Here is a 20041-nt window from a genome sequence, read left to right as displayed (position 1 = left end):
GTGAAAGATTACTTGTTATGTGATTTTAATATTAAAAAGTAGTTTTATAATCTTTTAAATAAGTGAAAGATTACTTGTTATGTGATTTTAATATTAAAAAGTAGTTTTATAATCTTTTAAATAAGTGAAAGATTACTTGTTATGTGATTTTAATATTAAAAAGTAGTTTTATAATCTTTTAAAGTTAATTGAAATATTTACTTATTCAGATCAGCTTTAGAGATTTTTCTTATAGTTTTTGGAATTCGCGAATATGTTTCTAAGACCTCGTCTTCGATGTATTTTTTAAGGTCTTCAATCTGGAGTATATAATCATCGATCATATCTATAACTTCTTTATATGGAGTAAGGTTATTTTCACGTTCTTTTTCCACTTTTTTTCTTTTTTCTGTAGCGCTTAATTTTTTCCCCCCACCGAATATGCCAAGGACTTTAGGTTTCTCTATTATGGAATCATCTAAATACAAATTTCTTATGGTTCTCATGTCTTGAGATACACTATGCTTTAATTTTGAAACATCACTTTGAAGTCTATTTAGTTTAACCAATGTTGTTCGTGCTTCAAAATCGGTGGATAAATTCAGATCAGACTCTTCAATGTACATTCCCTGAAGTTGTTCATAATATACTCCTGGATCCAGAATTTCTTCGTGATTTTCCATGTTTAAAAATTAGAAAGAATCATTATATAAACATTGTTAATAGTTAGCCAATTCTGCTGCATAATATAAAATATTATTAATTTTAACATGTTCTTTATTAATTATCTTGTATAATAATCATGGATATATTAAATATTTATTTATTAACAGATTTAAATGTCTAATAATGAAATTAAAGTATCATTAAGATTTATTTGCATTTTAATTATGCATTTTAAGTTAGGTATTTATATTAATACCAAAGTAAGTTTAAATATAATTGGTTATATATTTGTAGATTGGAAAATTCATATATTATAATAAAATAACGTTAATTTTAAGCACGACCAATATTTAATGGTGAAAAAATGAGTTATGATGTAAAAGATATTTCACTTGCACCAGAAGGTAAGAAAAAAATAGATTGGGTACAAAGGCATATGCCTGTTTTAGAGCATATAAAATCAGAATATGAAAAAGAAAAACCATTCAAAGGAATTACAATAGCTTCATGCTTACATTTAGAACCAAAAACTATAAATTTAGGATTAACGCTTTTAGCAGGCGGTGCTGAAGTTGCAATGACCGGATGTAACCCTCTTTCAACTCAAGATGATGCTACAGCTGCAGGGGCAGCTATGGGCCTTAATATGTACGGCTGGAGAGAAGAAACCACAGAAGAATACTATGAAACTATCCATAAAGTACTTGATCATGAACCGGACATTTTAATTGATGATGGGGCAGACATGATATTTTTGGTACATAAGGAAAGGCCAGAACTTATCGAAAATATAATGGGTGCATGTGAGGAAACCACCACTGGAATTCACAGACTTAAGGCTATGGCCGAAGATAAAGCATTAAAATTCCCAGTTATTGCTGTAAATGATGCATATACCAAATATTTATTTGATAACAGATATGGAACTGGACAATCAACATTTGATTCGATAATGGGTTCAACAAATGTCCTTATTGCAGGTAAAACTGTTGTTGTTTGTGGATACGGCTGGTGCGGTCGAGGTATCGCAATGAGGGCAAATGGTTTAGGTGCAAATGTCATTGTAACTGAAATAGACCCTATAAGAGCTTTAGAAGCAAGAATGGACGGATACCGTGTAATGAAAGTGGCAGAAGCAGTTAAATATGCAGATCTTCTTCTAACTGTTACTGGAGATATAGACGTAGTTACAAAGGAACACTTTAAAAATATGAAAGACGGTTGTATACTTGCAAATTCTGGGCATTTCAACGTAGAGATAAACAAGGGCGATCTTATGGATATGGCTGTTAAACATGAACAGTTAAAACCAGATATTGAAGGCTTTGTTATGGAAGACGGAAGGGAATTTTATCTTCTTGCAGATGGAAGGCTTGTTAATTTAGCAGGAGAACGCGGCCAGGGCCATCCAGCAGAAATTATGGACATGAGTTTTGCAGTACAGGCATTATCGGCTAAACATCTTTTAGGGGCTAAATTAGAAAACAAAGTTTATAAAGCTCCAGATGAAATTGATGATAGAGTCTCTAGACTAAAATTAAAGGCAATGAATATTGAAATAGATGAATTAAGCCCAAGACAGTCTGAATATCTTGCAAATTGGGAAGAAGGAACCTAAAACTTTTCCTTATTTTTTATTTTTTATAATTTGAATCTAATTTTAGCAGGTTTAACAGATGGTGGTCTTTAAAAAGATAATAAATAAAGGAGATAATCCTGTACGTCTTTTTATTGGAGGAGTCCACGGGAAAGAAGGACTTACAACTATAGATGCCCTTTCTAACATTTCTGAAAATGATGTTAAAAACGGCAACCTTACGATGTACAATTTTGATAAGAGCCCCTATATCAGCACACTTGACAGGCATTATTATGGTTCTGAGCGAGGTAAGGAGATCATATCTATAATTAGGGACATTAAACCTGAAATGTATGTTGAACTCCACTGTTATAACTCAAACAGTTTTAGCAAGTTAACAAATTTAAACAGAAAGGAAAGTACTGGTGTTCCTCCGCTTATACACCTTGAAAAAGGTGTTTTAATAGGTTCAACATCCCCTTACATTCGAACATCTTTATTTAAAGAATGGGATGTTTGTATAACACTTGAAATTCCATGTAACTATTCAATTGAATCTCTTGAGGTTTATTTGAATGTAATGAAGGCTGTTGCAGGCTCGAAGGATAAATATGAATTGCTTGATAGGCTGAGGGCAGATTATCCCGAACAGGTTAAAACTGCAGCAAAATATGCTGTTGAGCTTTACTGGGATGGATATCCTCCACTATAATGTTTATTGAGCTTTAAATCACTTAAAATTTATTTTTTTTGAGATATTGATTCAGGATCACAGATTCCCAATAATTAATAATTTATAAAAATATATTATTACTATATGGGTGGGTGATTTAAAATGAATTCAAATCTTCAAAATCAATATATGTCTAAATTACGGGCATTTTCTGAAATTTTAAGTATTTTTATCATTTTGATCAGTATTTTATTCCTTATTGGATGGGCATTTAATATTGAAATTCTTAAAACTCCAGGTTCTGATTTTTCTACTATTAAATCTAACACTGCGTTTTCTTTTCTTCTTATTGGTATAATCATATGGTTTTTGCAAGAAAAACGAGTAAATTCGCGTAATATTTTAATTGCACGAATATTATCTTTAATTATTTTGTTAATTGGATCTTTTACTCTTTTTGAGTATATATCTGGTATTAATTTAGGTATAGATCAGATATTATTTAGGGAACCTCATGGTGCTTTCCAAACGGGAGCTTTAAACAGGATGTCATTGGTTGCGGTTTCAAGCTTCTTATTAATTAGTATTTCCCTTTTAACGATTGATAAGAAAGAAAAGGGAAATTTTCATATTTTTCAGTTATTAATTATTCTTGTGGGCTTTGTATCATTTCTCATTGTTTTAGGATATCTTTATCAAACAACAATTTATCCTATTTTGAACACAACAGCACCATCTCTTTATGGGTCTGTTATGTTATTCCTTATTTTTCTGGCAATTATTGCTTCTCGTCCAGATAAAGGCTTTATGAAAATATTAACAAGCAAGGGGCTTGCTGGTGTTTTCGCACGGAGAATATTACCTAGTATCATTATTATTCCTTTGATTTTAGGTTGGTTAAAACTTTTGGGGGAACATATGGGATTATATGATGCTGAATTTGGAACTGCGATTACCATATTTTTTACTATCTTAATTTTAGTAATTTTAGTCTGGTTAAGTGTCCAGTCAATTTATAAAAGTGATATAAGTCGTCAGATGGCAGAAAAAAATATTAAAATGCAAGCTGAGTTAATAAACCTTACCCATGATGCTATTTTTGTCCGCAACATGAACGATGAAATTACATTCTGGAATAAAGGATCTGAAGAAACTTATGGTTGGAGTATGAAAGAAGCACTGGGAAAAGTTACCCATGACTTGTTGCAGTCGGAATACCCTGAACCTTTAGATAATATTCAGAAGGATGTTTTAAAGTATGGGCAATGGGATGGGGAATTAAAACATAAAAAAAGAAATGGTGAGATTATTACAGTATTGAGTAGATGGTCACTACAAAAATATGAAAATGGTCCACCTTTGGGTTTTTTAGAGATTAATACTGACATAACGAAACGTAAAGAAGCTCAAAATAAACTCAAAGAACTCGTAGAGGAACTAAGGCGTTCCAATTACGAACTTCAGCAGTTCACTTTCATTACATCTCATGATTTACAGGAACCACTTCGAAGTATTGCAAGTTTTTCACAGTTATTGGGGCGACGTTATAAAGGTAAACTGGATAGTAATGCTGATGAATATATTGATTTCATTGTTGATGGAGCAATGAGGATGAAGGAGATGATTCAGGGTTTACTGGAATATTCTCTTGTTGGAAAAGGTGAAAACTTTCAACCGACAGATGTTAATGAAACCATTGATATTGTTTTATCTAATCTTAAAAGGTTAATTGATGAAAATGAAGCGGAGATAACTCATGAACGGCTTCCTACTATAACTGCTGATTCTAGACAATTGGTTCAGATATTCCAGAATCTTATAGGAAACGCCATTAAATTTAAAAATCCAGAAAAACAGCCAAAAATCAACATTTTGGCACATCTAGATACAAAAAAGAAGGAATATATATTTTCAGTCTCTGATAATGGAATTGGAATTGAAAAACAGTACAGTAACAAAATTTTTGATATTTTCAAACGGTTACATACAATTGATGAGTATAGGGGGATAGGTATTGGTCTTGCAATCTGTAAACGGATCGTTGAACGCCATGGAGGGAAAATTTGGGTTGAATCTGAATATGGTTTAGGTTCAACCTTTTATTTCACGATTCCAATCAACCATCTAAATTCTTAAAAAAGAGAGGATGCTAACAGGATATCTTTTAAAAAAGTTTAGAAAAGAAAAAAAAATTTAATTTTCAATGCTTTTTCTAACCTCTTCAATGAATTTTGTCTGGCCAATTCTTTTCATGGTTGCAGCTAGCCGCTCTCTTTGCGGTTTATCAGCGTATTTATCGTAAACCTTGAGAACATTATCTATGTAGTCTGTTATTTCATCAATACTTTTAACTTTAGTGCTGACACCTTCAACCAGCTCCCTTCCAGCTTTGCCCCCTATATAAAGCATGAATCCTTCTTCTTTAACTTCCCTTGCTTTGTGCGGACACGCATTTAAACATTTTCCACAGCCAACACAGATATTATAGTTGGTATAAGAAGTGTCTCCCCTGATATTAATGGCTTCAACTTTACAAACTTCTGAACATCTTCCACAGCCGTTACATTCATTTTCATTAGTTTCTGGGAATTTTATACCTGCTATTCCTGTATCATGTATCTGTGGCCTCATGCATTTATTTGGGCATCCGCTCACTGCAATTTTGAATTTGTAGGGGGTAGGTCTCTCTTTGAATTTATCTTCTATAATCTCACATATTCTAGTTGTATCTATAAGTCCGCTGCCGCAGTTTTCTTTACCTGGACAGGCAAGTGTTGCCCTGACAAGCGGACCTTCTGAACCAGTTACAAGGTTAATTTCATTGAGTTTAGTAACAACATCCTCAATATCAAATCCATTTATGCCGTGGAGTTCATATGCCCCTCTATTTGTTAACTTGATCCTGGCATTATATTTTTCTGCTATGTCTGCAACTTCTTTTATTTCTTCTGTGGTGTACCATCCAGCTGGTTTTGCCCTGATCCTGATGAAATAAGTTCCATCAGCTCTTTTTGAAACACCTGCATAATCTGAAGCCCAGTAAAAGGATATATATTCATCATTTTCCTTTCTTTTATTTACTTCTTTCTGGAACCTTTTTTGTTTGAAGCCCTGAAGTTTTTCAATTTCTTCAACTTCTACACCTTTTTGAAGATCTAAAGCGTTTTTAATTTCCTCACCTTTTTTGGTCCTTATTATGATGGTTGAATATCCATTATGGCTTCCAACAGAACCAATTGAAACATCTGCAAGCTCAGCATCGAAATCTTTGCACATTTTACAGCCTGCACAGAGCTCTATTTTCTTTAAATCTATTTTTTTCTCTTCTCTATTTGTATATACCAGAAGTTTGCCTTTTTTAACGTTGAATTTTTCAACATCTTCCATTTTTATATTATTTTCTTCTAATATCCCCTTCATGTTTCCATAGTCAAATTTTTCTGTACAGAAAAGTCCTATTAGGTACTCAATTTTTGGAATTTTTACAGGTTTACCTGTTCTTCCAAGTTCCTCTTCATGCTTTGCAAGGTATGGGAAATACTGAAGTTTCCTAAGCCCGTTTATCTGGCAGGGTAGTGCAACAATTGTTACTTTTTCGAGGCCCATTTCACCTGCTGTTTTCAGCGCTTCAAGGGTGGATATTGCATATTTAGATTTTGATGTTTTAAGTAAATCATCAGCACTTTGAACTATTAATGAAACAGGTTTCCAGTATTCATCACCAACTACAATGGCACCGTCTATCTTTTTTACCTGGAGGAGATGTTTTAAAAAGGCGGTTACTGCGCCGCCGTCCTGTCCTTCAGATGATCCCCTTCCATAATAAAGGTCTTTTTCAAATTTTTCCCTTAATTTTATCTGATATTTTCCGGATGAAACCCTTGGACAAACCTCAAAGCACATTCCATGGCCGTTTCGCAAACATTCTTCTGTTAGTTGAGGTCTGCCTTCAAAGGTAAGTATGTTATTTGGGCAAATTACAGTACATGTACCACATTTAGCACACATGTCACTTCCAACTATTTTTTCAAGTTTCCAGATATTTTCTTTATTTATCTGGCTTTTTGGATACATTTTGGCCAGTTTTTCTGGAGGTTCCATCATTAAAATTGCTTCGCGAATTATAGTTTCATCAACTTCTACATTTTTTGCAGATGCTATTGCATCTGCAATGTCTAAAATATGGGATTTAAGTTCTTCACCCACTTCTTTTTGCTGATTTGGACTCATATTCTTTGTTACTTTATCTATATAGTTGTTAATGTACATTCAGTCACCTTTAGAATCCATATTAATTTCAAATTGTTCAACATTCGTGTTTATTGATTTAAAAAATTCCAGCCAGTTTTTTCGAACTTCTCTGCCGTATTCTGTTATTTGATAATATTTCCGTGGTCTTGAATCTGCAGTGTCCCAACGGCTGGAAAGCAGTTTTTCATTTTCGAGACGTTTAAGAAGAGGGTATAAAGTGCCTTCTTCAATTTTAAGCTCTGAATTTTTGAGGCTTTTAGTTATATCATACCCATAACGTTCTTTTTCGAGTAAACACATTACAGCAATCTGTATGGCTCCTCTCCTCATTTCAGTCTCGAATCTTTTGGATATGCGGCTCATTTTATATATTCCTCGCAATACTTTGTAGTACAATAATCTATGTGGTACATGATACTTGGTGCTACATAGTATATAAAAATATTGTTGAGACTTAAAATTGAAGATAAGTAATATTTTTAAAATTATAAAATTATGATTTTAACAGATTTACAGTCAATTTGGATAAAATAATTGTTTAATTCAAGAATTAAATACTTATTTTTCTTTATTTGTTGAAATTATTTTAGATCAAATAATTTAGAAGTAGATATAAGATTAATTAAATTTGATTTTTTAGATTGAGATATTTAGAACTAAAAACAGCTAAAATGAAAAAAATATTATAGAAATAAAAAAGTTATAATTATCCAATGGTTGTAATCTCGTGCTTGAATACTCTCCAGTAGTATTGTGCCGCGGTTAATTTTGTTTTTTCATAATCCACGCTTACGGCTGGACCTATTCCTGTGTCGCTCCAGTCTGTAATTTTAGCACTGTTTTTGGTGACTTTTGCAATGGTGAATGTATCATGAAATGCGACAACGTATTTTTTAGTTTTAGGATTTTTAGTGTAGTAAGTCATGTATATTTTTATGAAATTGTTGTTTATTTTGCCATTTTTTTGATATTGATATGCTTTCCATGTTATTTTTTCCCATGCACCATCTTGACCGCTCCATCCATATTTGGTGCCGTGGTCTACTACTTTTACCGCTGCTGCAGGTTCTGCAAATTGAAAACCCTCAAAAATTTAATGAATTTTTGGGGCCCAAGAAACGAAGTTTCTTACGGCCAACAAAGACTACAAATAAAGTTATTAAAACTGCAAATATATTTTTATCCATGTTTTCGCCTCTATATTATTATATAATAAATAAAGATTTTTATTGAGTCACTAGCTTTTTGTTAATTCGTGCCTAAATATTCTCCAGTAGTACTGTACTGCTGTTAATTTTGTTTTAGCATAATTAACAGTTGTGCCTCCATCTACACCATCGTTCCAGTCTGTAATTTTAACGCTGTTTTTGCTGACTTTTGCAATGGTATCTATCTCATGGATTTCGATATAGTATTTTTTAGTTTTAGGGTTTTTTGTCCAGTAATTTATGTATATTTTTATGAAATTGTTGTTTATTTTGCCATTTTTTTGATATTGATACGCTTTCCAGGTTATTTTTTCACATGCACTATATTGAATTGTGCCGTGGTCTACTACTTTTACCGCTGCTGCTGGTTCTGCAAACTGGAAACCCTCAAAAATTTAATGAATTTTTGGGGCCCAAGAAACGAAGTTTCTTACGGCCAACAAATAATACAAATAATGCCATTAAAGCTGCAAGTATATTTTTATTCATGCTTTCACTTCTTTATATTATATAATAATGTTTATTATTGCTTAAAAACTTAAATATTTATCTATTTTTTTAAAGGATTACAATTATGTGTCTTAATGAGTCCCTGGTAATATTTTTAAGAGTTAAATTCTGTATTATCTTGAATAATGATTATTTATGGTTATACTCTTCTTTTTAACTCTGTAATTTGAAAATTAAAAAAAAATAATTTATTGAGTTACTGGTTTTTACTCGTACCAATTAAAGAGTTTTGCCCTGTAAACTCTCCAGTAGTATTGTGATGCGGTTAATTTTGTTTTTTTGTAATTTAACGAGTAAACAGAAGGTTCTAGAATATCCTGTACATCTCTAATTTTTATGGTGTCTTTGCTTACTTTTGCAAGGGTGATGGTATTTTTGTATCCATATGTGTATTTTGAGTCAAATTTCCAGCGGGTAACAACTACAGTTTTCACGAAATCGTTATTGTACTGGTATGTTGTCCATGTGTTTTGTCTCCACATACCCTGTGTTTTGTCCCACTTATAAGAAACACCGTGGTCTACTACTTTTGCAGCTGCTGCAGGTTCTGCAAACTGGAATCCAACAAAAACTGCAAATAAAACAGTTAAAACCATAATTGATTTTTTATCCATATTTTCACCTTTTTTACTTAATCAAGACTTATTTTTTTCTCAAGGGGATTGGATAGGGTTTGATAGGGAGAGGCAACCCTATCCAACTGAATCTGGATTTAAATATGCATGTACCAATTTACATGTCAAAGTATAATGTAACATTTTAAACATATAAAGTTTTCTATTATTTTAAGATTTAGATTAAAATTAAAAGAGCCTTTAAAACCATATTTTAATAAAATTAACTTATTAATACTAATTTTATTAAGCTATATTTGGTGTATGCTGATTATTTGTATTTATCATTTAAATTTTACCAAAAATACCTTAAACAAAGAATATGGTACTGTTATGTTGAATAGTGATCTTTATATATTAATCCTCAAAATTCATTCTAAAAACACAAATTTTAAATATATTAAATGTTACATTTTAATTTAAACATGAAAAGAATTAGCACTGTTTCAAGGGGGGAAGTTTTATTCAAGTTATAAAGTTAAGAAATAGAATTGATTTTGATAAAAGTGATATACCTACTGAAATTATCGAAAAAACCCTAAAATTAAATGAAAAATTTGAAATTGAGTTAGATATTTCCCTTAATTGTGGTAACCACTGGATTAAAATATTCAATGATAATTATTTAAGAATGACTAAATTGGAACGAATTACTGGTCCTAAAATTGGTTCTTTCCTGGATAAAGAACGTATTATTTTTAAAACCCTTAAAACTGGAAAAACTAAGCTAATTTTTGTAGAAAACAGTAGTTTAGGTCCCTATAAAGAAATAGTATACAATATTGATATCATAAATTAAGATACAATTTTAGACTCATATTGTAAATTAAATAGTTTTTAAAACGGCATAAAAATTAATTTGTAAGTATGGTGTATACTTTATGGGTGTAACGAAAAAAATAGCCAGGAATACATTTTTTTTGGTTATAGCCAGTATTATAAGTTATGTGGCCTATTTTTTTGCTTTAATGTATATGGCAAGATATCTGGGACCTGGAGAATTTGGAATTTTATCCGTTGCAATTGCATTTACTGGATTATTTGGAATTTTCACAGATTTAGGACTTGGAATGCTAACCGTGCGGGAAGTATCAAAGGATAAAAAATTAGCAGCTAAATATATTGGAAATACTGTATCTATGAAAGCTGTTTTTTCAGTTATTGCTCTTATCTATATTTTAATAGCAACTGTCTTAATGGGTTATAATCCCAAAACAACAATTGTTATCATTTTGATTACGCTTGCTATTGTGATAAGTTCTTTTTTTACAACTTTCTTTTCAGTTTTTCAAGCTTACCAGCAAATGGAACACCAGGCAATTGCCACAGGGTTTGACAACATATTTATGTTTGCAGCAGTGGTTGCTGCAATAAGTCTTTCATGGGACGTTGTTGCGCTTGCATCTATTTATCTAGTTAGAAATGTTCTTGTTCTGGCGTACATGTTTATCATTTATATCAGAAGGTATGATCTGCCTAAAATAGAATTTGATCTTTCTTTCTGGAAACCGACCATAAAAGAAGCGCTTCCATTTGCTTTATCTGGAATTTTCCTCACGTTGTTTATATGGATACCTTCCATAATTCTTTCTGCAGTGGCGGGTAAAGAAGCAGTGGGGTTCTACGGTGCACCTAATAAACTTATATATTTCTTTTTATCCCTTTATTCAGTTTATATGGTCGCTGTTTTCCCTGTCATGTCTATTTATTATAAAAAATCAGAAAATTCACTTAAATTTATTTATGAGCGTTCCTTCAAGTACACTCTAATCATATGTTTACCAGTAACCCTTTTTATTTCTTTAATGGCCCCTCAAATTGTGACTGCAGTATATGGAGATGCATATAGTCCTTCTGCTTCAGCTCTTCAGATTTTGGTGTGGACACTTACCTTAGTTTCTGTAAGTGGGATCTCTGCAAATCTTTTAGGATCAATCAACAGGCAACTTACAGTAATTAAAATAACTACTGTTGGAATAGTCCTGAATGTATTATTAGGGCTATTATTGATACATAAATTTAGTTTCATTGGCGCATCTGTTACTACAGTAGTTACAGATATTTCAGTACTGCTTTTTATGTTGTATACTCTTTCTAAAACAAATTTTGTGGATAGATCTTTATTTAGAGATCTGCCAAAAATAATTTTATCCAATTTAGCAATGGTTTTTGTGGTGTATTGTTTAAAAGATTTTAATTTAGTTATAACAGCTTTATGTGGATTTATTATTTATTTAACAGCCCTTAATTTCACTAAAATTTTTGATAAGAATGATTTAATTATTTTTAAGAAAATGTACGGAACTGGAGGTAAATAATTGTTTAAAAATTATATAATAATCGGCCTTTAGTTGATATGGGGTAAAAGGTGGATCAAATGAAGGTGAATAAAATATCACATCCCCATATCAAACCAATAGGATCAACTAATTTATGGTACAATTAAAAGTTAAACGTTAGTATATTTAAAGTTTTCTATATAAAAAATTAATCTCAAGATCTAATGTAAATGAATTTAAAAGAGAAAACTAAATTAAAAATAAAAGTTAGGATTTATTATTTCATAGAAAAAAGGCAGTGCTTAAATGAAATTACGTGGAAAGACTCTGATACTCATGGCAGTTATAATCCTATCTTTAACTGTTAGTTTCTTTATAATTTCAGAGCTGATATTTGTAGGCAGTTCCTCTGAAAGTGAAAATAGTTATACCAAGCTGGTACTGAATAACACTCTTAATTCATTAAATAATAGTTTAGAATCGTTAAATAACAGTGCAAATGATTGGTCAAGCTGGGATGATGCTTATTACTATGTTAATGGCTATAATCCTAACTTTTTAAATAAAACACTTGTTAATGATGCGTTTTTAAAATTGAATATTGATTTTATATTATTTGCAAATAATGACGGTAAAATAGTTTATGCAGAAGCATATAATAGAACAAGCCAGAAAGAGATACAAATATATTCTAATATGACTCAAAGTCTAAAAAATAGTGGCTTAATGTTGAATACAAACAATAATAAAAGTTTATCTGGGATTATAATTATTAATGGAATCCCTATGATAGTTGTTTCAAATCCTGTTTTAAAGAGCAATGGGGAAGGCCCATCACACGGAACTCTAATTATGGGAAGATTTTTAAATCAGGATATGTTGAGCAGTCTTTCTAACAGTGGGCTTGTTTCTGTTCAACCAGTTAATGATACAGATGCACCCTCTGATTTTTTAAATGCCATGTCACATTTATCAAATGAAACACCTGTTTATGTAACTAATTTAAGCCATGACTCCATTGCAGGATACAGTCTTTTAAAAGGAGTTAATGGCAGCTCTGATCTTGTTTTAAAAGTTGAATTGCCTAGGTTTATTAACAATGATTATGAAAACGCTATTTTCTATCTTATACTGTCTTTAATTATAATGGGTTTACTGGCGGCCATGTTTATCACATATTACCTTGATAAAAATGTTCTGTACAGGCTGGACCAAATAATAGAAAGCATTACTGGAATAGGTAAAAAGAATGATTTATCTAAAAGAGTACCTGTTTTAGGTAACGATGAAGTAGCTGATTTATCGACTTCTGTAAATAATATGTTAAGATCTCTTCAGGAATCTAATTCTAATTTAGAAAAGAGCGAAGAAAAATACAGGATGATATTTGAAAATACAGGCACTGCAATGGTTATAATAGGGGAAGGTATGGCCATAAATCTTGTAAATGATGAATTTGAGAAAATGACAGGGTTTTTAAAGGGTGAAATTGAAAATAAAAAAAATTTAATGGATTTCGTGGTTAAAGATCAGCTGGATAAAATCGAAAACCACCATAGCTTCAATGAATTTAAAGATAAAAACACACTTAATAGTTATGAAGTCCAGTTAAAAACTAAAAATGGGAATATTAAGGATTTATTTGCAACATTTGGTTTTATTCCTGAAACCAAACAGGCTTTAATATCGTTTATAGATATTACTGATCGTAAAAAAGCAGAAGAAAACTTAAAAAGGCATGCTGCTTTATTAGATATTTCATATGAAGCTATTTTTTCATGGAGTTTTGAAGAGGGCATATTATCGTGGAATAGGGGTGCTGAAAGGCTTTATGGATACAGTAAGGAAGAAGCGATTGGTAAAATTAGCCATGAACTGCTTAAAACTAAGCATCCGCAAGGATTGGATGATTTTATGGAAAAATTAGATAAATATGATATGTGGACGGGGGAATTAATTCATACAACTAAAAACGGCGAAGAACTCGTCATGGAAAGCAGGCAGCAGTTAATTCAAGATTCCCACGGCAAAAATATTGTTATTGAAACTAACCGTGATATTACAGAACGTAAAAAATCAGAAGATAAAATAAGGGCATCTCTAAAAGAAAAAGAGGTACTGCTTCGGGAAATACACCACAGGGTAAAAAACAACCTGCAGATAATTTCAACCCTTCTTCAACTTCAATCTGATGAAATCACTGACCAAAAGACCCTTGAAAATTACAGGGAAAGTGAAAACCGTATCCAGTCTATAGCTTTAATTCATGAAAAAATGTACCAATCAAGGGATATTTCCAATATTGATTTTACAAGTTACATAAAGAGCTTAATAAATGATCTTATGTATTCATATGATTCCGATTCAAGAAATATTAAATCTGTAATTGACACAGGTAACTTCTTATTCAGTATTGAAACAGTACAACCTCTGGGTTTAATAGTCAATGAAATTATTTCAAACAGTTTAAAATACGCGTTTAAAAATAGAGATGAAGGCACTGTTTTAGTTAAGCTTGAAAAAATGGATTCTAATAAGTTTAAACTTATTGTTAGCGATGATGGTGTGGGGTTCCCTGAAAATATTGACTTTAGAAATACCAGTTCATTGGGACTTCAATTAGTAAATGAACTGGTAAAACAGCTTGAAGGGGATATAGAACTTAATATAGGTGATGGAACTGAATTTGTAATCGTATTTAAAGAACCGGAGTATAAAAGAAGGATATAGTAATTAAACTCAGTGTTGACTAATCGGATAAATTAACTTAAGGGATAAAATGGAAGCTAAGGTATTAATTGTGGAAGATGAGAGAATTCTGGCTATTGGAATGAAGCGTAAACTGGAAAGTGCAGGGTATGCAGTAACTGGAATTGCTTCTTCAGGAAAGGAAGCAATTGAAAATGCTAAAAAAACTAATCCTAATTTAGTTTTAATGGATATAATTTTAAAAGGACCTATGGATGGTATTGAAGCTGCTCAGCAAATTATAAACCTTTACAACATTCCAGTTATCTATATTACAGCATATGCAGATGAGGAAATTCTGGAACGCGCCATGATAACAGAACCTTACGGATATTTATTGAAACCTTTCAATTTAAACGAATTAAAAGCCAACATTAAAATGGCCATTTACAAACATAAAGCAGAAACTGAAAGGAAAAAATTGATTAAAAATAGAATTATGGATGATTATTATCAGTTTATGATTCAAGGTATGAATGAATCTAAGTACTGTGAAATGGACATCAAGAACACACTTCTTAAAACATTTGAAAAAAGCTTTGAAGAAATGAAACCCGAGTTTGAGAAGGAGTTAAAAAACAAGGATTTAGATATATCTGATGATGATACCGTTCTATTATTCGAAGCTTACCTTTCATGGATATCCAATCTCTTTACAAGTTTTGGTGTTAAAAATAAAATAAGATCAGAAAATGATTCTTGGTATTTAGAATTTTTCAACTGTTCATGGAGTGAATATTCAGTTAAAAATAAGGTGTTTTGCATTAACTGCAATGCAATGGTTAACTGCAGTTTTAAATGGATTAATATCCAAGGAAATGTCTGCAGAATATCGAGCATAGCAAGCAACTCCCCAAAGTGTTCTTTTAAATTTTATTCTACTCGTTAAATATCTGATAAATCAGATAGAAATTTTTATATAATTGAATTTTTAATCTTTAAATGAAATTTATTAAATATAAAGGATATAATAATGAATTAATTGTTAATGGAATTAAAAATTAAAAAGAGGAATATCATGGGATGCATCACTATATGTATATCTGATGAGTTAGAAATCGCGTTTAGAAGAATGGCAAGAATTTCTTATGGAGAAAAGCAGGGTAAAATGTCGAGGGGAGCTGAAGAAGCGCTATATCAATGGTGTAAACAAAAAATAGAAGAATTAAATGTTGACGAAAAGGAAATTTTTGATTAAGAAGGGGATCACATGGCAGAAAATGAAACAAAAAATACTTCAGAAGATTTAAGCTCTAGAACCGTTGATGAAGACATTTTTAATGAAGTAAACAAGTTTTTAAAGGAAAAAGAACAGTACATTAAAGATTCAATAATTGGATCCAGGGTAATGGAAGAATTAGGTGAATTTAGTCTGGATGTTGGGATTAAAAAAACTTATTTGTGCGCCCAAGAAAGCGAAAATGTTTACAGCGTTTTAACTAAAGTTATTGAAAAGTTTATCCAGGCATATGGTGGTACTGCAACTATTTACCCTAAAGGTGAACAGATCTGCCTTGAGCTTATAACACCTAAAAGAGGCGTGTAAAAAGGTGTAAAAATGCCAGAAACTAAAATATTGATAGTTGAAGATGAAAAAATCCTGGCCATGGGATTAAAAAAGAAATTAGAAAATTTAGGATACTCAGTAACAGATTTAGCCTCATCTGGTGCAGAAGCAATTGAAAGCGTCAAAAAGGTACAACCCGATCTTGTTTTAATGGACATAGTACTTAAAGGGGCAATGGATGGGATAGAAACTGCTGAGTTCATTGTCAACCTCTATGATGTCCCTATCATTTATCTTACAGCATATGCAGATGATGAAATGCTTGCGAGGGCTGAAAAAACATGTCCCTATGGATATATACTTAAACCGTATAAGGACAGCGAATTAAAGGCCAATATTAAAATGGCTGTTTATAAACACAGCGTTCAAAAAGATAAAGTAATGGACTTTGAGGATATATACCGCGATGTTACACGTTTCCTTGATGAAAATGAAGGTTCATTTAAAGAAGGTGTACTGGAAGGCGAATCACTTACTGGACCTTTTAATATAGATATTGGGCTTAAAAATATTTATATATCCACTGATAGAAATAATAAAGCTGCATACGCTGCTTTTTATAAGTTATTAACTGATATTGCCCAGAAATATGCAATTTCAGAAGAAAATAAGGTTGTTGTATATCCTAGGGGAGACGAGCTTTGTTTAGAGTTTTCTAAATAAATTACATTTATTTTTATCTTGATTTTTTTTATATCTTTAAAATAATAGTCTTATTTTATTAAATACCAGTATATAGAATATATGGCACAGTAATAGACATATATTACTGCTATAAATAAAACAGCTGCCTTAAGCATGTTCTTTTTTGTTTCACCTAAAAAAGCTACTGATGAACTTGTTTTTGTTGGGGTTTGATTCACAGAAAAACACCTGTTTTATATTTACCTAATTTTGTACGCTATTAATATCCAGAATGACTTTAAAAATGTTTTTAATGACATATTACCACATTTACAACTAGATATTTTATTCCAATGTTTACTCTTTAATGTATAATGTAACATTTTAACTATTTAAACTTTTCGATCAAATGAAAAAGATCTAATTGAAATTAAGGATGCAGTGAAGTCACTGAATCCCATGCATCATTTTTGAAAGCTTTTTGCTGGTAATTATTAAAATTATACCTGCAGCAGCAGATATAACAACGAAGATCATGAAAAATGATGTAAACCCATCAATGGGCGTACCTAACAAAGTTGTCATAGTCCTGGTTGGGGATGGATATAAACTGCCCATGTAACCTGCCATTACACCCCCAATTGAACTTGCTAAAAACCATGTGGCCATAAGAAGACAGGTAAATTTAAGTGGGGCTAATTTAGATACCATGGATAATCCAATTGGAGATAAACATAGCTCTCCCACTGTAAATATTACATAAGCCAGTACAAGCCATAACGGACTTATATTTTGAGTTCCAGTGTCGAGCATCTGGGCTGCGGGCAAAATGGCTGTGAATCCTATGGCTAATATAATCAATCCTATTGCCATTTTCAGCGGTACTGGAGGTTCATGTCCTTTTTTTCTAAGCACTGGCCATAATGCAGCAAATATTGGGGCCAGTATCAGTATCGCCAGCGGATTTATGGTTTGAAACCAGCTTGCAGAATAATGCATATTGCCTAAAAATGGAATTACCTTGTCCACGTGTTGTTCAGCTAAAAGGGTAAGTGATACTCCTGACTGTTCAAAGGCAATGAAAAAGAAAATGGAAAAAAATGATAAAATAGCAATAACTGCTGTTCTATCTTTTTCTATTTTTGTTAACTTTTTAATGGAATTTTCTTGGCATTTTATGTCATGGGAAGGTACAGAACCAACACTTTTACCTTCAGGAGTTACCAGGTATTTATTTTTACTCCATATGAAAATAATTAAGCCAATAATCATCCCTACACCTGCAGCTAAAAAACCGTACATGTAATCTGCAGGGTTTCCTGTATCTCCTAACCCTCCTACAATTAATGGGGAAAGGAGGGCTCCGAGGTTGATACCCATGTAAAAAATAGTAAATGCTGAATCTTTCCTGTTATCATTTTTAGGATATAGGAAGCCCACCATTGAGGATATGTTAGGTTTAAAAAATCCATTACCTATTACAAGTAGTGATAAACCAATTAAAAAGGATATTCCTTGATTATTAAAAATAAAAGAGGAATATGTGGCTCCCTGAGATATAGATGGCACATAAAGATAGCTGCTTACTGCAAGGGAAAATTGGCCCAGTGCCATCAATATGCCTCCTGTAATTGTGGATTTACGGTTTCCCCAGTATCTATCAGCCACATATCCTCCAATAAGAGGTGTCAAATATACTAATCCTGTGTAATATCCGTAAATAGTTGATGCAAATGTAGTATTGTAAAGAAGAGCGTTGACCATGTAAAGTATAAGGATGGATCTCATACCGTAGTAACTGAACCGCTCCCACATTTCTGTAAAAAATAGAGAATAAAGTCCTTTAGGATGTTTGTTTAGAATAGTTTAGCCTCCTCATTTACTGTTGTAAAATCTGTAACCTTTAAGTTCATAATAAGATTCATCTTTGGTTTCAACGGGTTTTTTATCTCTTAATTTGCTTTTGCGAGATCCATAAGCAAAATATACAGCTAAGCCAATGACCAGACTCACCGCAAATCTTTCAAGTGTTGTGCTTGAAAGCTGGAAAATAAGAAACACACAGAATATTATGGAAAGAACTGGAATTACTGGAACTAGAGGGCATTTGAATTTCCTCTCAATATCTGGCTGCTGTTTTCTAAGAATGATTATGGATAAAGCAAGGAAAATAAACGCTGAAAGTGTTCCAATATTAACTAGCTCAATTATCACGCTCAACGGTAAAAAGGCGGCGATAATTGAAGCTACTGCCCCTACAATTATAGTGCTCAGTACTGGGGAGCGGAAATCATGGTGAATCTTTGAAAAAACACCTGGCAAAAGTCCATCTCTCGACATAGAATAAAATATCCTTGTTTGTCCAAATAGGCTGGTGAGCAGTACTGATGTAAGCCCAAATAATGCTCCAAATGATACTATTGAAGCAGCCCAGTTAGCCCCTACTTTTTCAAGTGCGAATGTAACTGGTGCGGCATTGTTTAATAAGCTGTAAGGAACCATGCCGTTTAAAACTGCTGCAACAGCAATATAAAGAATTGAACTGATGATTAAAGAACCTATAATTCCAATAGGCAGTGTTTTTTGGGGATTTTTTGTTTCTTCTGCAGCAGTGGAAACGGCATCAAAACCAATATATGCAAAAAAGACCATTGCTGCTCCTTGAAGCACTCCTGTCCATCCATAAGGCATGAAAGGTTGATAATTTGCAGGATTTATGAAATTAGCACCAATTATGATAAAAAGCAGTATAATGAAAATATTGATTAAAACAATTACTGCATTAAAGCGAGTACTTTCTTTGACTCCTAAAACCAGTATTCCAGTTAAAAGTGCAATAATTAAGAATGCAGGTAAATTAATTAATCCAGTACATGGTGGGCTGGTAATTATTTGGGGCAGGTTGAATCCTGTTGAGTTTAGCAAGCCTACGATGTATGAAGACCAGCCTACTGCAACTGCAGAAGCAGATATAAGATATTCAAATATTAAGACCCAGCCGATCATCCAGGCCCATACTTCCCCCATAGCAACATAAGTATAGGTGTAAACGCTCCCTGAAATAGGAATCATGGAAGCAAATTCAGCATAGCATAATGCGGTGAAAATACATGCAACTGCTGAAATAATAAATGATAAGACCAGTGCAGGTCCAGAATAGTTAGCTGAGGCAATACCTGTAATTATAAAGATACCTGCACCTATTATACAACCTAATCCCATAATAATTAAGCTTAATGGGCCTATAGATCTTTTTAATGATTTAGTTGAGTTATCTGTGTTAATTAGGTCATTTATTGGTTTTTTACGGAAAATGTTTCTGTTCATAGTTTTACCGGATTCT

At 32.2% G+C, this 20041-nt stretch carries 19 protein-coding genes; 11 read left to right on the top strand and 8 right to left on the bottom strand.

The window, feature by feature from the left end; translation table 11 throughout:
• Positions 1-197: 197 nt before the first annotated feature.
• Entirely contained in the window at positions 198-662 is a 465-nt protein-coding gene (locus tag AAGU07_RS03335; RefSeq protein ID WP_342457794.1) for a hypothetical protein, read from the bottom strand.
• 347 nt (positions 663-1009) lie between these two features.
• On the opposite strand from AAGU07_RS03335, the gene ahcY reads away from it, so the two are divergent.
• The 3 genes from ahcY (at position 1010) to AAGU07_RS03320 (ending at position 5033) form a co-directional block, all read left to right on the top strand.
• Positions 1010-2263, top strand: coding sequence for an adenosylhomocysteinase (ahcY, locus tag AAGU07_RS03330; protein ID WP_342457793.1), 1254 nt, complete (start codon positions 1010-1012; stop codon positions 2261-2263).
• Between the two features lie 58 nt (positions 2264-2321).
• Positions 2322-2936: a DUF2119 domain-containing protein gene (locus AAGU07_RS03325; protein WP_342457792.1), complete on the top strand. Its 615-nt coding sequence runs from the start codon at positions 2322-2324 to the stop codon at positions 2934-2936.
• 123 nt (positions 2937-3059) lie between these two features.
• Positions 3060-5033 carry an ATP-binding protein gene (locus AAGU07_RS03320; RefSeq protein ID WP_342457791.1) on the top strand — a complete coding sequence of 658 codons (1974 nt, stop codon included), beginning with the start codon at positions 3060-3062 and terminating at the stop codon, positions 5031-5033.
• Between the two features lie 57 nt (positions 5034-5090).
• Here AAGU07_RS03320 and AAGU07_RS03315 read toward each other — a convergent pair whose 3' ends face one another.
• The 3 genes from AAGU07_RS03315 to AAGU07_RS03305 form a co-directional block, all read right to left on the bottom strand.
• A complete protein-coding gene (locus tag AAGU07_RS03315; protein WP_342457790.1) occupies positions 5091-7166 on the bottom strand; it encodes a Coenzyme F420 hydrogenase/dehydrogenase, beta subunit C-terminal domain in 2076 nt (691 codons plus the stop codon).
• On the bottom strand, positions 7167-7511 hold the full coding sequence (locus tag AAGU07_RS03310) for a PadR family transcriptional regulator (protein ID WP_342457789.1): 345 nt from the start codon (positions 7509-7511) through the stop codon (positions 7167-7169). It lies immediately after the preceding gene.
• 343 nt (positions 7512-7854) lie between these two features.
• Positions 7855-8073 carry a hypothetical protein gene (locus AAGU07_RS03305; RefSeq protein WP_342457788.1) on the bottom strand — a complete coding sequence of 73 codons (219 nt, stop codon included), beginning with the start codon at positions 8071-8073 and terminating at the stop codon, positions 7855-7857.
• A 599-nt stretch (positions 8074-8672) separates the two neighbouring features.
• Between AAGU07_RS03305 and AAGU07_RS03300 the strand changes: the two genes are divergently transcribed.
• Positions 8673-8870: a hypothetical protein gene (locus tag AAGU07_RS03300; protein WP_342457787.1), complete on the top strand. Its 198-nt coding sequence runs from the start codon at positions 8673-8675 to the stop codon at positions 8868-8870.
• A gap of 202 nt (positions 8871-9072) precedes the next feature.
• Here the strand turns inward: AAGU07_RS03300 and AAGU07_RS03295 are convergent, their stop codons facing one another.
• Positions 9073-9480 carry a hypothetical protein gene (locus tag AAGU07_RS03295; protein ID WP_095652040.1) on the bottom strand — a complete coding sequence of 136 codons (408 nt, stop codon included), beginning with the start codon at positions 9478-9480 and terminating at the stop codon, positions 9073-9075.
• A 640-nt stretch (positions 9481-10120) separates the two neighbouring features.
• Between AAGU07_RS03295 and AAGU07_RS03290 the strand changes: the two genes are divergently transcribed.
• The 7 genes from AAGU07_RS03290 (at position 10121) to AAGU07_RS03260 (ending at position 16737) form a co-directional block, all read left to right on the top strand.
• Positions 10121-10279 carry a hypothetical protein gene (locus AAGU07_RS03290; protein ID WP_342457786.1) on the top strand — a complete coding sequence of 53 codons (159 nt, stop codon included), beginning with the start codon at positions 10121-10123 and terminating at the stop codon, positions 10277-10279.
• 82 nt (positions 10280-10361) lie between these two features.
• A complete protein-coding gene (locus AAGU07_RS03285) occupies positions 10362-11798 on the top strand; it encodes a flippase (protein WP_342457785.1) in 1437 nt (478 codons plus the stop codon).
• A gap of 267 nt (positions 11799-12065) precedes the next feature.
• Positions 12066-14489: a CHASE4 domain-containing protein gene (locus AAGU07_RS03280; protein ID WP_342457784.1), complete on the top strand. Its 2424-nt coding sequence runs from the start codon at positions 12066-12068 to the stop codon at positions 14487-14489.
• A 49-nt stretch (positions 14490-14538) separates the two neighbouring features.
• Positions 14539-15396: a methanogen output domain 1-containing protein gene (locus AAGU07_RS03275; RefSeq protein WP_342457783.1), complete on the top strand. Its 858-nt coding sequence runs from the start codon at positions 14539-14541 to the stop codon at positions 15394-15396.
• Positions 15397-15525: 129 nt separating this feature from the next.
• Positions 15526-15705: a hypothetical protein gene (locus tag AAGU07_RS03270; protein WP_048081232.1), complete on the top strand. Its 180-nt coding sequence runs from the start codon at positions 15526-15528 to the stop codon at positions 15703-15705.
• 12 nt (positions 15706-15717) lie between these two features.
• Positions 15718-16053: a hypothetical protein gene (locus AAGU07_RS03265; protein WP_342457782.1), complete on the top strand. Its 336-nt coding sequence runs from the start codon at positions 15718-15720 to the stop codon at positions 16051-16053.
• Positions 16054-16065: 12 nt separating this feature from the next.
• Entirely contained in the window at positions 16066-16737 is a 672-nt protein-coding gene (locus tag AAGU07_RS03260; protein WP_342457781.1) for a response regulator, read from the top strand.
• A gap of 50 nt (positions 16738-16787) precedes the next feature.
• On the opposite strand, the gene AAGU07_RS03255 is transcribed toward AAGU07_RS03260, so the two are convergent.
• From AAGU07_RS03255 to AAGU07_RS03245, 3 genes are all read right to left on the bottom strand, one after another.
• A complete protein-coding gene (locus AAGU07_RS03255; protein ID WP_342457780.1) occupies positions 16788-16937 on the bottom strand; it encodes a hypothetical protein in 150 nt (49 codons plus the stop codon).
• A gap of 208 nt (positions 16938-17145) precedes the next feature.
• Complete coding sequence (locus AAGU07_RS03250; RefSeq protein WP_342459335.1) at positions 17146-18561, bottom strand: peptide MFS transporter; 1416 nt, start codon at positions 18559-18561, stop codon at positions 17146-17148.
• Between the two features lie 12 nt (positions 18562-18573).
• The gene (locus tag AAGU07_RS03245; protein ID WP_342457779.1) at positions 18574-20025 is read right to left on the bottom strand and encodes an amino acid permease; all 1452 of its coding nucleotides are present in this window, start codon (positions 20023-20025) and stop codon (positions 18574-18576) included.
• Between the last annotated feature and the right edge of the window lie 16 nt (positions 20026-20041).

The sequence above is a fragment of the Methanobacterium sp. genome, assembly GCF_038562635.1.
In the GTDB taxonomy this organism is placed as follows: domain Archaea; phylum Methanobacteriota; class Methanobacteria; order Methanobacteriales; family Methanobacteriaceae; genus Methanobacterium_D.
Note: the sequence above shows the minus strand (reverse complement) of the source record. Positions and strands in the feature narration are given on the sequence as shown.

Coding starts and splice junctions, on each gene's coding strand:
- AAGU07_RS03280 (WP_342457784.1), top strand. CDS start 12,066: ATGAAATTACGTGGAAAGACTCTGATACTCATGGCAGTTATAATCCTA.
- AAGU07_RS03325 (WP_342457792.1), top strand. CDS start 2,322: ATGGTGGTCTTTAAAAAGATAATAAATAAAGGAGATAATCCTGTACGT.
- AAGU07_RS03295 (WP_095652040.1), bottom strand. CDS start 9,480: ATGGATAAAAAATCAATTATGGTTTTAACTGTTTTATTTGCAGTTTTT.
- AAGU07_RS03265 (WP_342457782.1), top strand. CDS start 15,718: ATGGCAGAAAATGAAACAAAAAATACTTCAGAAGATTTAAGCTCTAGA.
- AAGU07_RS03300 (WP_342457787.1), top strand. CDS start 8,673: ATGCACTATATTGAATTGTGCCGTGGTCTACTACTTTTACCGCTGCTG.
- AAGU07_RS03260 (WP_342457781.1), top strand. CDS start 16,066: ATGCCAGAAACTAAAATATTGATAGTTGAAGATGAAAAAATCCTGGCC.
- AAGU07_RS03270 (WP_048081232.1), top strand. CDS start 15,526: ATGGGATGCATCACTATATGTATATCTGATGAGTTAGAAATCGCGTTT.
- AAGU07_RS03245 (WP_342457779.1), bottom strand. CDS start 20,025: ATGAACAGAAACATTTTCCGTAAAAAACCAATAAATGACCTAATTAAC.
- ahcY (WP_342457793.1), top strand. CDS start 1,010: ATGAGTTATGATGTAAAAGATATTTCACTTGCACCAGAAGGTAAGAAA.
- AAGU07_RS03275 (WP_342457783.1), top strand. CDS start 14,539: ATGGAAGCTAAGGTATTAATTGTGGAAGATGAGAGAATTCTGGCTATT.
- AAGU07_RS03305 (WP_342457788.1), bottom strand. CDS start 8,073: ATGACTTACTACACTAAAAATCCTAAAACTAAAAAATACGTTGTCGCA.
- AAGU07_RS03310 (WP_342457789.1), bottom strand. CDS start 7,511: ATGAGCCGCATATCCAAAAGATTCGAGACTGAAATGAGGAGAGGAGCC.
- AAGU07_RS03320 (WP_342457791.1), top strand. CDS start 3,060: ATGAATTCAAATCTTCAAAATCAATATATGTCTAAATTACGGGCATTT.
- AAGU07_RS03285 (WP_342457785.1), top strand. CDS start 10,362: ATGGGTGTAACGAAAAAAATAGCCAGGAATACATTTTTTTTGGTTATA.
- AAGU07_RS03335 (WP_342457794.1), bottom strand. CDS start 662: ATGGAAAATCACGAAGAAATTCTGGATCCAGGAGTATATTATGAACAA.
- AAGU07_RS03315 (WP_342457790.1), bottom strand. CDS start 7,166: ATGTACATTAACAACTATATAGATAAAGTAACAAAGAATATGAGTCCA.